The organism is Leucobacter chromiireducens (genome assembly GCF_003917135.1).
Lineage (GTDB): Bacteria > Actinomycetota > Actinomycetes > Actinomycetales > Microbacteriaceae > Leucobacter > Leucobacter chromiireducens_A.
On record NZ_RPDI01000030.1, the window covers coordinates 1 to 13323 of the forward strand.

The window sequence follows — 13323 nt, forward strand, 5'->3', positions numbered from 1 at the left end:
CAGCGCGCTCGCGCGGTGGGCGCACCCCGCGCGCGGCCAGGCCGGACTCACGCCGGCACCCGCGGCCGCGATCCCGCGCCCGGAGGCGGTTGCGACGCTGACTCCGCTGCCCGATCCGCCGCGGATCGAACCGCCCGCGATCGCGGGGCAGGCGGCGGCAGCGCCAGCCCTCCGCGCCACAGTGCTCCGCCGGCGCAGCCCAGCCCAGCGCGCATGGTTCACCGCGGTGGTGCTGCTCGGGTGCCTCGCGCTCAACCTCGGCGGGCAGGCCGTGGTCGAGCTGCTCCATCTCCCCGTCTACCTCGACATGATCGGCACTGCCGTCGCTGCGCTCGCGTTCGGGCCTGCCGCCGGAGTGCTCGTCGGGGTCGCCACCAACGGGATCGGGATCGGGATCAGCGGCGCACTTTCCGTGCCGTTTGCGCTGGTCAACATGGCAGGCGCGCTCGTGTGGGCCCTCGGGGTGCAGCGGTTCAGGGGCGGCGACACGTTCCTCAGATTCTTCTCGCTGAACATGGCGGTAGCCGTGGTCTGCGCGATCGTGGCGACGCCGATCCTGATCTGGGGGTTTGGGGGAGCCACGGGGCACGGGTCCGAGTACGTGCTGCGATTCCTCGCGCAGGGCGCGGCACCAGAAGCCGGTGGCGTGTTCGTGACGACCCTCCTGGCGTCGATCACGGACAAGCTGCTCACCGGCTTCGTGGCGCTCGCGATCCTCGTGCCGCTCACGCGGCGCGGCGGCGCGGACGTGCGGCACCTCCCCGTCGTGGATCGGCTCACGGCCGACTCCTAGCCGCGTGCGGTGGCGCTACTCGGCGATGGCGGCGATCGCCTCAATCTCGACGAGCTGATCGTCGTAGCCGAGCGCGGCGACGCCCATCAGCGTGCTCGGGACGTCGTGCGCGCCGAACGCGTCGCGCACCACCTCCCAGGCGTCGACGAGATCCTGCTGGGCGCTTGACGCGACGAGCACGCGCGTCTGGATCACTTGCTCGAGTGACGCGCCGGCCGCCTCGAGTGCGGTCGTGAGCGTCTCGACGCAGCGCGCGGCCTGCGCGCGGACATCGCCGGGGCCGACGGTCGTGCCGTCGTCCGCGAGCGGGCAGGCGCCCGCCATGAAGACGAATCGCGTCCCCGCCGGGGCGGTGGCGGCGTACGCGTACTCGGCGACGTCGCTGAGCGCGTTCGATCGAATGAGCTGAACTGGTGAGGACATGCATCTCCTTGGGTGAGTCCGTGGCTCCCCGCCGGGCGGCGGGCCGACACCCAGCGTAGGGGGTGGGGTCCCCGCGTGGCTGAGGAGCGGGGCGCGCGGCCCCCACACACGACGAAACCCCCTGATTGCTCAGGGGGTTTCTGTGGCGGTGACGGTGGGATTTGAACCCACGGTAGGGGGTTACCCTACACAACTTTTCGAGAGTTGCACCTTCGGCCGCTCGGACACGTCACCGCGAAAAAGAATACGGGATTGTGGGCCCGAAAGCGAAATCGGGTGCGCTGCGCTCGTGCTTCTGGCGTGTCGCGACCGCCGCGGAGGGGTCGCGGCGAGCGTGGCGCAGCGCTCCCATCAGGTGGCGAGCGCCAATGTCGGCGGTCGCCGGTAGTGTCGCAGCCATGGCGAAGACAAGTAGCGCGTTCTCCTGCACCGAGTGCGGCTGGCAGGCCTCCAAGTGGGTCGGCCGCTGCGGCGAGTGCCAGCAGTGGGGCACCGTGGTGGAGCGCGCACGTGAGGGGGCCACGATCGCGCGCACCACGCGCGCTGTGCAACCGGCGGCCGGGCGTGAGGCGCGCCCCATCACCGAGCTCAGGGGCGACTCCGTTCGGCACCAGCCGACCGGGATCGGCGAGCTCGACCGCGTGCTCGGGGGTGGCGTGGTGCCCGGCGCGGCGATCCTGTTCTCGGGGGAGCCGGGGGTCGGCAAGTCGACGCTGCTGCTGGACACCGCGGCGCGCACGGCCGCGACGGGGGCGCACATCCTCTACGTGAGCGGGGAGGAGTCGACCGGGCAGATCCGCATGCGCGCCGAGCGCACGGGAGCGATGCACGACACGCTCTTCCTCGCGAGCGAGACGGACCTCGCGACCGTGCTCGGCCACATCGAGTCGGTGAACCCCGCGCTCGTGATCATCGACTCGGTGCAGACGCTCGCGAGCGATCAGATTGAGGGTGCCGCGGGCGGCCCCGCCCAGGTGCGCGAGGTGGCCGCCGCGCTCATCCGCGTCGCGAAGGGGCGCGGCACCCCCGTCATCCTGGTCGGCCATGTGACCAAGGACGGCTCGGTGGCCGGGCCGCGCCTGCTCGAACACCTCGTCGACGTCGTGTGCCACTTCGAGGGAGACCGGCAGACCTCGCTGCGGTTCCTGCGCACCCTGAAGAACCGGTTCGGGCCCACCGACGAGGTCGGGTGCTTCGAGATGACCGGCGATGGCATCCAGGAGGTGCCCGATCCGAGCGGGCTGTTCCTCAGCCGCGCCGGGGTGCCGGTGAGCGGCACCTGCGCCACCGTCGCCATGGAGGGGCGCCGGGCGTTGCCCGTTGAGGTGCAGGCGCTCGTCGCGAAGAGCGCGACGCCGAACCCGCGCAGGGTCACGAGCGGCGTCGATCCCTCGCGCGTCGCCATGATTCTCGCGGTGCTCGAGCGGCGCATGGGTGCTCGCCTGCACGATCAGGATGTCTACGTGTCCACCGTCGGTGGGGTGAAACTCACCGAGCCCGCCGCCGATCTCGCGATCGCGCTCGCCGTGCTGTCGGCGGTCACCGACCGGCCGCTGCCCCACGATCTCGCGGCCTTCGGCGAGATCAGCCTCGCTGGCGAGGTGCGCCCCGTCGCGTCGGGCGGCCAGCGCGCGCAGGAGGCCACCCGGCTCGGGTACGTGCGGCTCATCGACGCCGGACAGGAGACGCTGCAGCAGGCAAGAACGGGGGCCGGTCTGTAGTTCCCCGCGAGGCGGAGTAGACTTGCCCATCGTGAGTAAGAACACGGTAGACGTCGTCCTCGTCGGCGGTGGCATCATGAGCGCCACCCTGGGCACCCTGATCAAGCAGGTGCAGCCCGACTGGTCGATCGAGATCTTCGAATCCCAGTCCGAGGTAGCGACCGAGAGCACCAACGCGTGGAACAACGCGGGCACCGGCCACGCCGCGCTCTGCGAGCTGAACTACATGCCGGAGGGCGCCGACGGCAGCCTCTCCGCCGCGAAGGCGATCGACATCAACGAGCAGTTCCAGCTGTCTCGCCAGTGGTGGTCCACCCTCGTTGGCAAGGGCATCCTCGGCACTCCCTCCTCGTTCATCAACCCCACCCCGCACATGACCTTTGTACGCGGGGCCGAGAACGTTGACTACCTGCGCCGCCGCTTCGACATCCTGAAGCAGGAGCCCCTGTTCGCCGACATGGAGTACAGCGAGGATCCCGATCAGATTGCCGAGTGGGCACCCCTGCTCGTCGACCGCCGCGCCAAGGACGAGGTCTTCGCCGCAACCCGCTCCGAGAGCGGCACCGACGTAGACTTCGGCGCGGTCTCGCACCAGCTCTTCGACTACCTCGTGTCCGAGGGCGCGAACCTGCACCTCGGCACCCAGGTGAAGAAGGTCAAGCGCCGCGCAGACGGCGCCTGGGACGTGCACGTGCGCAACCGCGCCGGCTACGGCCGCTCGGTGATCACGGCAAAGTTCGTCTTCGTCGGTGCCGGCGGCGGCGCGCTGCAGCTCCTCCAGTCCTCGAAGATCCCCGAGATCCGTGGATTCGGCGGCTTCCCGATCAGCGGCAAGTTCCTGAAGACCTCCAACCCCGAGATCGTCGCGCACCACCGCGCGAAGGTCTATGGCAAGGCAGCCGTCGGCGCGCCGCCCATGTCGGTGCCCCACCTCGACACGCGCATCGTTGATGGCGAGGAGAGCATCCTCTTCGGGCCGTACGCGGGCTTCAGCCCCAACTTCCTGAAGAAGGGCTCGTGGTGGGATCTGCCCGGCTCGATCCGGCTCCATAACCTCGGCCCCATGATCAAGGTCGGCCTGACCCAGTGGTCGCTCGAGAAGTACCTCCTCGGCGAGCTGCTCGCGAGCCGCGAGAAGCAGATGGACACGCTGCGCGAGTACATGCCGGCCGCACGCACCGAGGACTGGGAGATGATCACCGCGGGCCAGCGCGTGCAGGTCATGAAGAAGGACCCCGAGAAGGGTGGCATTCTGCAGTTCGGCACCGAGGTCATCACGGGCGCTGAGGGCTCCATCGCCGGGCTGCTCGGCGCATCGCCCGGCGCATCGACCGCGGTGCACGCCATGCTCGGTGTGCTGCGCAAGTGCTTCCCTGAGCAGTACGCGAACTCGTGGGAGAAGACCTTCACCGAGCAGATTCCCGTGCTTGCGACGGGCGGCCTGAACCAGGATCCCGCGGCAGCGGCCGCGTCGCTCGCCGAGACCGGCCGCGTGCTCGGCCTCATCCCCGCAGCGGACGAGGTCGCTGCGGCGGGGGAGACCGCCTAGCGCTGCGTCCTGCACGTTGCACGATTCGCCGTGCGCTGAACGATCCCGCCCTCGCTCCGTGCGAGGGCGGGATCGTTTGTGTGCGGAACGGCGGGCGCGCCCACGCTCGCGCACCCGCCCGCGCGCCCGGATCGGGGTCACTTGGGCAGGGTGTCGCGGAGAGCAGCGCGGTGACACCCTGCCCAAGTGACCCCGATCCGGGGAGCGCGCGGGTGAGGCGGGGAAGCGTGCTTCGGGGCTACTCCGCGAGCAGGCGCTCCAGGAACTCCGCCGTGTCCTCCCAGCCGGTGACCGCCTGGCACCGCACGCCGAGCGCGAGCACCGGGTAGTCGTTGCCGTCGGGGTCGAGCCGGTCGCCGACGAAGAGCATGTCGTCGAGCGGGATCCCGGTGTGCTCCTCGAGCTTGCGCATCCCGTACGCCTTGTCGATCCCGCGACGCGTGATGTCGACCGACGTCGAGCCACCACTGCGCACCTCAAGCTCGGGGAGACGCTCCGCAACCGCAGCGCGCAGCGCGTTCTTCTTCGCCCCGGTGGGATCCCACGCGTGCTTCGCCGCGACCGGCGCGCGCTGACCCAGCGCGGAGAACGTGACCTGTGATCCGCGATCCTCGAGGATCTCGCCCCACGGCTCGGCCTCCCACAGCTCGAGGCGCTGGGCCTCCTCGCGCAGCGCGACCATCGCGCCGTCGCGCTCCTCCGGGGTGAGGTGCTCCCGGTAGACCGTGTGCCAGGCGCCGGCCTCGCGGCGTTCGTAGCGTGTGCCGCAGGTGGGCAGGAGGTGCAGGCGCGCGAGCGCCGCCTCGTCGGCCCCTGCGAACTCCTCGAGTCGGGCGAGGAGCTGGGCTTCGAACTGCTCGAAGTTGCCACCGGAGATCACGGCAACCGTGGTGCGCGACAGGAGCCGCGCGAACACGTCGAGCATGCGCTCCTCAACGGGCGACTTGGACGGGGCGAGCGTGTCATCGAGGTCAAACGCGACGAGGTGAGGCAGGGCAGACATCCCCCAATTCTCCCACAGGGGTGGGTGGTGAGGTCTACACAGCGAGGACGCGGAACTGCGCGACCGCCGGGTCGAGCGCACCGCGCACGTACCCGATGGGGGATGCGGCGACGGTCTGGAGGAACGCCACGGTCTCTGCGGTAATCTCCTCGCCGGGAAGCACGTTCGGGATCCCGGGTGGGTAAGCGGCGAGCGCGTCAGCGGAGACTCTGCCGACCGCCTCGCTCGCGAGCACGGTTTCGTGGCGGCCGAAGAACGCGTCGCGCGGCCGTACGCGCATGGCGCCGGGGGTGGGCAGCTCAGGGATGCTCGGCGACAGGATGTGCGTGTCGAGGTTTCGGCGCGGATCGGCTGGGGCATTCGCGAGCGTAGTGAGCGCGGCGGCGAGGCGGTCCAAATCGGGGAGCTTCCCAGGCCCGATGAACGCAACGATCGCGTGAGCGGTGGAAATCTCGAGGAAGATTCCATGCTCGGCGGCGAGACGATCCCGCACCGCGTGCCCGCTCACACCAGTTGCGGAGACATCGATGGAGACGCGCAGCGGATCGTGCGCCACGATGTCTTCGAATTCCGCAAAGCCGTCGGAAATGACACCAAAGGTGCCGTCATTGCGCAGTCGCTCTCGGAACTTCTCAACGAACGCGATCGTCTCGCCGATGGCCTCGGAGCCACGCACGAGCGCGTGCCGCGCGATATCCAATGACCCGAGGAGCAGCGCGTTCGGACTGGTGGTCTGCGTGAGCATGTAGGCGCGCTCGAGCAACGGTTCAAGCTCGTCTGCGAAGGGCCCTTCGCCGAGGTGGAGCATGGCCGACTGGGTGAGGCTCCCTCCGAGCTTGTGCGTGCTCGACACCGTGAGGTCTGCGCCGAGGCGCGCGGGCGACTCGGGGAGTTCCGGATGGAAGCCGAAATGGGACCCCCACGCGCCGTCGACAACGAGTGGCACACCGTGCACGTGGGCCACTTCGGCGAGCCCGGCCACGTCCGCGACGGCGCCGAAATAGCTGGGCGAGATCACGTAGACGGCAGTGACGGCGTCGCCCGCGCGCTGCGCGTCGGCGAGGCTCGCGCGGAGCGCGTCGGGGGTGACGCCGTGATTGATACCGCGGGCGCGGTCGATGCTCGGGAAGACGAATCGGGGGAGCAAATCGCCGAGGATCACGCCGTCGGTGAAGCTTGAGTGCGCGCTGCGCTGGGCGACCACGACGTCACCGCGGCTGCGACTCGCAAGCGCGAGCGCTGCCATCCGGTTCGCCTGCGAGGCGCCGTTCGCGAGGAACCAGGTGCGACGTGCTCCCCACGCTTCAGCTGCGAGCCGGGTCGCAGCAATGAGTGGCGACTCCGGGCCAACATCAATGCCCGGAATCAGCGGTGGAATATCGAGCGCGAGTGCGCGTTCCGTGACAAACTCCCCGAGCTCCTGTGCGAGGCCCGCCGCCGTTGCACCGTGCCCTGGCACCATGAGGTTCAGGGTGTCCCGTTCCGCGTGGTTGGCCAGGGCCGTCGCGTAGGGGGTGGTGCGTTGGTTGAGGGCTGAACGTTGCGGATGGGTTGCGCTGCTCGACACTGATGCTCCTTTGCGTTGCGCTGCCGGGTGCGGCGAAGATCCACGCAGCACATGTTCTGAATTGTACGCAATTGATCTGCTTTGCAAAACATGTAATGTGCGTTACTGTTCATCGAGGCGGACATCACCGCTGCAGTGCACGCTCAAAGACAAAGGAGTCTGAAGACATGTCCGAAACCGTTGCGCCACCCCAGACCGCGGGGCGCGGCACCCGCAGCCGCAAGCTCAGGGTGTGGGAGGTCACCGCGCTCTCCGTCGGGTTCATGGGTCCCGTGATGGCGATGGCGCTGAACGGGATCGGCGTCGCCGGTCTCGTCGGCAAGTCCGTTCCGTTCACGTTCCTGCTCGCGTTCCTCGGCACGCTCCTGGTCGGGTACGGCTTCATCCGCCTGACCGGCTACTTCAGCCATGCTGGATCCGTGTACGCGCTCGCCGGTGCCACGATCGGGCCGCGTGCGGGCTTCTTCGGTGGTTTCGCTCTGCTCGGCACGTACTTGTTCTTCGCAGCGTGCATCCTCGGTGCGACCGGAGTGTTCTTCGCCGCCTGGGCCGAAGAATTCGGCGGCTTCTGGGCGCACGTCCCCTGGATCCTCGTCGCGCTCGTCGTCGCGGTGCTCGTCGTCGTGCTCAACGTCCGGGAGTCACGCGTGGTTACACGCGTGCTCTTCGTGATCGGGGTCCTCGGCGTCGTTGCGATGCTTGTACTCGCCGTCGTGATTTTCGTGCGCGTCGGCAGCGGAACCGGCCCGGTGCCAGAAGCGACGATCGATTTCACCACGTTCCTCCCCGGCGACGCGACTGCCGTTGGCATCATGACCGCGTCGGTTTTCGCATTCCTGTCGTGGGCAGGATTCGAATCGGGGAGCTCCCTCGGCGAGGAGACTGAGAATCCGAAGCGGGCGATCCCGCGGGCCCTTCTCGGCGCCATCGTCGTCGCGGGCGTGCTCTACACCGTGATGATGTTCGCGCAGACAATCGGCTACGGCACCCACGCGGATGGGATCGAGGGCTTCGCAGGGGCGAACTCGACGCTCACGAGCCTCAGCACGCTCTACATCAGCCGCGAGTACGCGATGCTCATTGCTTTCATCGCATTTGTCGTGGCCTTCGCCTCGGTGCTGAGTTCGACGGCGGCCGCGGCCCGGCTCATCTACGCACTCGCGCGCGACGGTTTCGGCCCGAAGCGGCTGGGTACCGTCCACCCCGACACCAAGGTGCCGGTCGCGGCGGTGCTCACCACCACCGTGCTGGCCGTGCTGCTCGCAGGCGGGATCGCCGTATTCGGTGGGAGTGCGTTCGACGCCTACTACTGGTACGCCACGATTGCGACGCTCTGCATGGTCGTCGCGTATGGGATGACTTCCGTGGGCGTGATCGTTGCGATCTTCCGCGGCAGGACCCGGATCCCGAAGTGGGAGGTCGTGCTCCCCGTCCTCGGTCTGCTCTACCTCGGCTTCGTCTACGCGGTCCAGGTCGTCGGCCAGGAGCCTCCATACACCTACTTCCCCTGGATTGCTGGGGCGTGGTGCCTGATTGGCGGGATCATTATCCTTGCCCGACCTGGCCTCGCTCAGCGCATTGGCGGTCGCCTCACCGCTGAAGATCTCGACTAGTCTGCACCCCTGGAAAGGAACCTCGTGTCCGAGACCCTGCTCACTCCCGCCGCGTTCGCCGCGGCGGACCTGATCGACCACCACTGCCACGGCGTGGTTGAGCACAACCTGGAGCGGCCAGAGTTCGAGTCGCTCATTTCCGAGTCGAACTGGGCCGCGCCCGCGCGCACGACCGTGTTCGACTCCCAGCTGGGCGTCGCGATCCGGCGCTGGTGTGCGCCGCTTCTTGACCTGGAGGCGCACGTCACGCCTGAGCGGTACCTTGAGCGCCGAGCGGAATTGGCGCCGCAGGAGGTGAACGAGCGACTCCTGCGCGCCGCGGGGATCGACCGCTATCTGATCGAGACCGGGTATCGTGGCGACGACATTCTCGACGCCGGGCAGATGGCGGTGCGCGCCGATGCGAGTGCCGACACGGTGGTGCGTCTCGAGCGTCTGGCCGAACAGCTCGCCCCCACGCTCGGGAGCGGGGCTGCGTACGCGGACGCGTACCGTGCGCTGCTCTTGGAGGAGCTCCGGGACGCCGTGGGGGTCAAGACGATCGCCGCGTACCGGATCGGCCTGGACTTCGCGCCCGATCGGCCGAGCGAGGCCGAGGTCGCAGCGGCCGCGGGGGCCTGGCTCGCCGAGCTCGAATCAGGAGCCGAGCCGCGGCTGGAAGACGCTGTACTGATCCGCTTCGGGATCTGGTGCGCCGTGGATGCGCAGCAGGCGATTCAGTTCCACATCGGCTTCGGCGATCCCGATGGCGACCTAGGTCGTTGTGACCCGCTGCTCCTCACGGAATGGCTGCGCCGCACGCGACTCAGCGGGGCGCGCGTCCTGCTGCTCCACTGCTACCCCTTCCACCGGAATGCCGGGTACCTCGCGCATGTATTCCCGCACGTGTACTGCGACGTCGGCTTGGCGATCAACTACGTCGGCGCGCGCTCGCCGCAGGTGATCGCAGAGTCGCTCGAGCTCACGCCGTTCGACAAGGCCCTGTTCTCCTCAGACGCATTCGGACTGTCGGAGCTCTACTTCCTGGGTGCGCACCTGTTCAGGAGAGGCCTCCTCCAGGTGGTGAACGGGTGGATCGAAGCCGACGAGTGGGATGCGGCGACAGGTGAGCAGCTGATCCGCAAGATCTGCCAGGAGAATGCCGTGCGCGCGTACAAGCTCGCCGAGCGGCCTCGCTTCGAGCCCGAGCGGGGTCTCGCGTGAACCGGGCCGAGTTCGCTCAGGAGCTGCTCGCGCGTACCGCAGAGCACGCGGCGGCCGCGGTCCGCCTCCGTGAAGAGTTGCACCGTTCCCCGGAGCTCTCGGGCTCCGAGGGGCCCGCGGCTGCCTGGATTGCTGAGCGGATGCCCATGCGGATGCGCACCGTCGCGGGTACCGGTCGGATCGGTCGGATCGGACCCGTGGTGGGCGCGGCTGTGGCGGTCCGTGCAGAACTCGACGCCCTGCCGATCGAGGAGGCAACCGCGGCGCCGTTCCGATCGACGAACGGGGCCATGCACGCCTGCGGTCACGACGTGCACCAGGCAGCCTTGATCGCGCTCGCCCGCGCGGCGGCGGAGTGCGAGCTGCCCTACGCGCTCGTCCCGTTCCTGCAGCCGCGCGAGGAGGCATACCCCTCCGGCGCGCTCGACATTGTGCGTGCTGGAGCGCTTCGAGAAGAGGGGGTCGCAGCCGTGCTCGCCGCGCATGTGCACCCGGGGATTCCGAGGGGTTCGGTGGCCACGGGCAAGGGGCCGACGAACGCCGCGGCCGACGAACTGCGCGTCACCGTATGCGGGCGCGGGGGGCACGGCGCGTACCCCCATGAGGCGGCCAACCCGATCGGTGTGCTCGCGCAGATCGTCGTCGGTCTGCCCGAGGTGCTCCAGCGAAGCGTCTCGCCGATGCACCCCGCCGTGCTCACCGTCGGGCGCTTCTCTGCGGGCGAGATCGCGAACGTGATCCCCGAAGAGGGGTCGTTCTCGGGGACGCTGCGCACCATGGAGCGCGCCGATCGGCCGATCCTGCACGAGGCGGTGCGCCGCTATGTCGAGGGCCAGGCCGCGGCGTACGGGCTGGTGGGCACGCTCGAGATCGTGACGGGTGAACCGGTCCTCGAGAACGACCCGGGCCTCGTCGACGCCATCGACGCCGAGCTTACCGCGGCCGGATTCACGGTGAGCGAGCCCATGCGCTCGTGCGGGGCAGACGACTTCTCTTTCTACTCGGAGGAACTGCCCGGTCTGATGGCGTTCGTCGGGGTCGAGACCGAAGACCACCCGGCACGGCCCAGCCTGCACCACCCTGAGTTCCTCCCAGACCCGGACGCCGTGCGTCGCGTCGCCCTCACACTTGCGGCCGGCTACCTGGGCGCGTGTGCCGAACTTGACCGGCGCGCCGATTCGGAGCGCCTGGCGGGGCTCGTGGAGGGAGAACACCATGAATGACTCTCAGATCCGAATCGCCGCCGAAGCTGGCACGCTCAGCGACGCTCAAGCTAGCGTGCCGCTCAGCGTGCGCGACGAGCGGGTGATCGCAGCCAACCAGAAACTCCGGTTCTTCCCGCTGAGCATTGTTTCGGGGCAGGGGGCCGAGATCGTCGACGACACGGGACGGCGCTTTTTGGACCTCTCCGCTGCGTGGGGTGCGAACAGTCTTGGCCATGCCCACCCTCGGGTCATCGCTGCGATCCGCGCCGCCGCCGAGTCCGGCGGGAGCGCGAGCGTGCTGTCGGCGATGCACCCGGCAGCGGTCGATCTCGCAGAAGCGCTGCTCGCCGCGGTGCCGGCCCCGGATACCTCGCCGAGGCGCGTGCTGTTTGGGCACTCCGGGAGCGACGTCAACAGCGCGGCTCTCGCCGCCGTGCGGGCCGCGAGCGGACGAACGGGCGTGCTCGCATTCCGTGGCGGGTACCACGGCGGGTTCGGAGCTGCTCAGGCAGTGAGCGGCGTCTTCGTCGAGGCGGGCCTCCCCGCCGACCCCGCAAGTGCGCTCCTACCGTTCCCCGCGACCGCCGCGGAGCTGCCCGAGGTATGGGCGGCACTCGATGCGGCGCTCGCTGAGCGCCCGGTCGGCGCGATCATTGTCGAGGCCATTCAGTCGGATGGTGGCCTCATCGTGCCGCCCACGGGATTCCTCCGAGAGCTCAGCGAACGCGCGCACCGAGCCGGTGCCCTCCTCATCGTCGACGAGGTCAAGGTCGGCCTGGGACGCACGGGGCTCCTGCACGCGTTCGCTCACGATGACGTCGTTCCTGATTTGGTCACGTTCGGCAAAGCGCTCGGTGGCGGTCTGCCGCTCGCTGCCTTGGTCGGGCCCGCCGCGGTGCTCGATGCGGCGCCGGCGAGCGCGCTGCTCACGACCGCGGGAAATATGATCAGCACGGCAGCGGGGCTCGCGGTGCTCCGCACCATCATTGATGACCAGCTCCCCGAGGCCGCTGCGGAACGCGAGCGCGAACTCCGTGCGCTGCTCCGAGACGCTGCGTGCGCCGCACCGGAGATCACAGGGGTGCGTGGGCGCGGCCTGAGCCTGGGCATCGAGCTGCGCGCCGATCCAGGCGAGCCTTCGGCAGTCGCTGATGATCTCTTCACCAGGCGCGTCATCTTCCGGATGTGGGAGCTCGGTGTCGTGAACTACCTGGTGCGTGGGAACGTGATCGAATGGACCCCGCCGCTCACGCTCAGCGCAGCCGAGGCGTTACGCGGGGTGGAGACCCTGCACGCCGCGGTTGCTGATGTGCGAGCCGGCGCTGTGCCGATCGAGACGGTCGCGCCGTATTTGGGCTGGGAGCCCGCACTCCGAGAGGACGAGAAATGACGAAGAAGCGGACACTCGCGGAGGCGCTCAAGATGTCGCTCGACGTCATGAGCCCGTCGGAGAAAAAGGTGGCGCGCGCGCTCATCGCCGAGTACCCCGTCGCCGGGCTGGAGCCGGTGGCTCGGCTTGCGGATCGCGCAAATGTCAGCGCACCGACCGTGCTGCGGATGCTCGCCCGCGTCGGCATCCAGTCCTACCCGCAGATGCAGGAGTTGCTTCGCGAGGAAATCTCCGAGCGGACCACCTCGCCCATCGACCAGTACGAGACGCGGGCCGGTGAGCGGGCCGTCCCCGAGGACCACACGATCCCGCGCGCGAACGACGTCTTCGTGCGAGGGATCACGGGCAGCTTCGCCGCGATGCCGGTCTCCGAGTTCGACCGGATCGTCGAGCTCCTCGCCGACCCCAAGCGGCGCGTCTGGGCAGTGGGCGGCCGATACTCCGGGCTCCTGGCCGAGTACCTCGCCCTGCACCTTCGGCTGCTCCGCCCCGACGTGCAGTTCGTGGGGCGAGCCGAGTCGGACAAGTCGCTCGCGCTCCTCGATATCGGACCGCGCGATGTGCTCGTCGCTTTCGACTACCGCCGCTACCAGGATGCGACGGTCGAGTTCGTCGCCCGCGCGAAGGCGCGGCGCGCCACGACCGTGTTGCTCACCGATCCGTGGCTCTCGCCCGCGGCGAAGCACGCCGACTTCCTGATCTCGAGCGGGGTCGAGGCCCCGAGCCCATTCGACTCCCTTGTGCCATCGCTCGCCCTCGTCGAGGCCCTCGTGGCCGGAGTCGTGGAGCAGCTGGGCTCGGAACCGCTCGGCAGAATCCAGGCGTTCGACGCCTGGGAGTAACCCCCTCAGTATTC

Annotated in this window: 10 protein-coding genes, 1 tRNA gene and 1 pseudogene; 8 read left to right on the plus strand and 4 right to left on the minus strand. The window is 69.1% G+C overall.

From position 1 onward, the window contains the following. A pseudogene (locus EGM46_RS14750) lies at positions 1 to 793 on the plus strand (hypothetical protein); the annotation flags it as partial. Positions 794 to 808: 15 nt separating this feature from the next. On the opposite strand, the gene EGM46_RS12280 reads toward EGM46_RS14750, so the two are convergent. Further along, positions 809 to 1216, minus strand: coding sequence for a Rid family hydrolase (locus tag EGM46_RS12280; protein ID WP_125100436.1), 408 nt, complete (start codon positions 1214 to 1216; stop codon positions 809 to 811). A 143-nt stretch (positions 1217 to 1359) separates the two neighbouring features. After that, positions 1360 to 1450: transfer RNA gene (locus tag EGM46_RS12285), tRNA-Ser, on the minus strand. Between the two features lie 164 nt (positions 1451 to 1614). Here EGM46_RS12285 and radA point away from each other — a divergent pair. After that, positions 1615 to 2937 (plus strand): DNA repair protein RadA, encoded by a 1323-nt coding sequence (gene radA / locus EGM46_RS12290; RefSeq protein ID WP_125100437.1) that lies wholly within the window; start codon positions 1615 to 1617, stop codon positions 2935 to 2937. Between the two features lie 31 nt (positions 2938 to 2968). Beyond that, positions 2969 to 4486, plus strand: coding sequence for a malate dehydrogenase (quinone) (gene mqo, locus EGM46_RS12295; protein ID WP_125100438.1), 1518 nt, complete (start codon positions 2969 to 2971; stop codon positions 4484 to 4486). Positions 4487 to 4724: 238 nt separating this feature from the next. Here mqo and EGM46_RS12300 read toward each other — a convergent pair whose 3' ends face one another. Then, a complete protein-coding gene (locus EGM46_RS12300; RefSeq protein WP_125100439.1) occupies positions 4725 to 5489 on the minus strand; it encodes an HAD-IIB family hydrolase in 765 nt (254 codons plus the stop codon). 34 nt (positions 5490 to 5523) lie between these two features. Continuing rightward, positions 5524 to 7056, minus strand: a complete 1533-nt coding sequence (locus EGM46_RS12305) for an aminotransferase class I/II-fold pyridoxal phosphate-dependent enzyme (protein WP_241156321.1) — start codon at positions 7054 to 7056, stop codon at positions 5524 to 5526. 167 nt (positions 7057 to 7223) lie between these two features. Here EGM46_RS12305 and EGM46_RS12310 point away from each other — a divergent pair, with 167 nt between their 5' ends. From EGM46_RS12310 to EGM46_RS12330, 5 genes are read left to right on the plus strand one after another with little or no spacing between them, the layout of a single operon-like run. Beyond that, positions 7224 to 8669, plus strand: a complete 1446-nt coding sequence (locus EGM46_RS12310) for an APC family permease (protein WP_125100440.1) — start codon at positions 7224 to 7226, stop codon at positions 8667 to 8669. A 24-nt stretch (positions 8670 to 8693) separates the two neighbouring features. Continuing rightward, on the plus strand, positions 8694 to 9872 hold the full coding sequence (locus EGM46_RS12315) for an amidohydrolase family protein (RefSeq protein ID WP_241156322.1): 1179 nt from the start codon (positions 8694 to 8696) through the stop codon (positions 9870 to 9872). Then, complete coding sequence (locus tag EGM46_RS12320; RefSeq protein ID WP_125100441.1) at positions 9869 to 11095, plus strand: M20 metallopeptidase family protein; 1227 nt, start codon at positions 9869 to 9871, stop codon at positions 11093 to 11095. Before EGM46_RS12315 ends, EGM46_RS12320 begins: the two co-directional genes overlap by 4 nt. Continuing rightward, entirely contained in the window at positions 11088 to 12467 is a 1380-nt protein-coding gene (locus EGM46_RS12325) for an aspartate aminotransferase family protein (protein WP_125100442.1), read from the plus strand. Before EGM46_RS12320 ends, EGM46_RS12325 begins: the two co-directional genes overlap by 8 nt. After that, positions 12464 to 13309 carry a MurR/RpiR family transcriptional regulator gene (locus EGM46_RS12330; RefSeq protein ID WP_025134703.1) on the plus strand — a complete coding sequence of 282 codons (846 nt, stop codon included), beginning with the start codon at positions 12464 to 12466 and terminating at the stop codon, positions 13307 to 13309. The genes EGM46_RS12325 and EGM46_RS12330 overlap by 4 nt, the downstream gene beginning before the upstream one ends. Positions 13310 to 13323 lie beyond the last annotated feature (14 nt).

Coding starts and splice junctions, on each gene's coding strand:
- radA (WP_125100437.1), top strand. CDS start 1,615: ATGGCGAAGACAAGTAGCGCGTTCTCCTGCACCGAGTGCGGCTGGCAG.
- EGM46_RS12300 (WP_125100439.1), bottom strand. CDS start 5,489: ATGTCTGCCCTGCCTCACCTCGTCGCGTTTGACCTCGATGACACGCTC.
- EGM46_RS12310 (WP_125100440.1), top strand. CDS start 7,224: ATGTCCGAAACCGTTGCGCCACCCCAGACCGCGGGGCGCGGCACCCGC.
- EGM46_RS12280 (WP_125100436.1), bottom strand. CDS start 1,216: ATGTCCTCACCAGTTCAGCTCATTCGATCGAACGCGCTCAGCGACGTC.
- EGM46_RS12325 (WP_125100442.1), top strand. CDS start 11,088: ATGAATGACTCTCAGATCCGAATCGCCGCCGAAGCTGGCACGCTCAGC.
- EGM46_RS12330 (WP_025134703.1), top strand. CDS start 12,464: ATGACGAAGAAGCGGACACTCGCGGAGGCGCTCAAGATGTCGCTCGAC.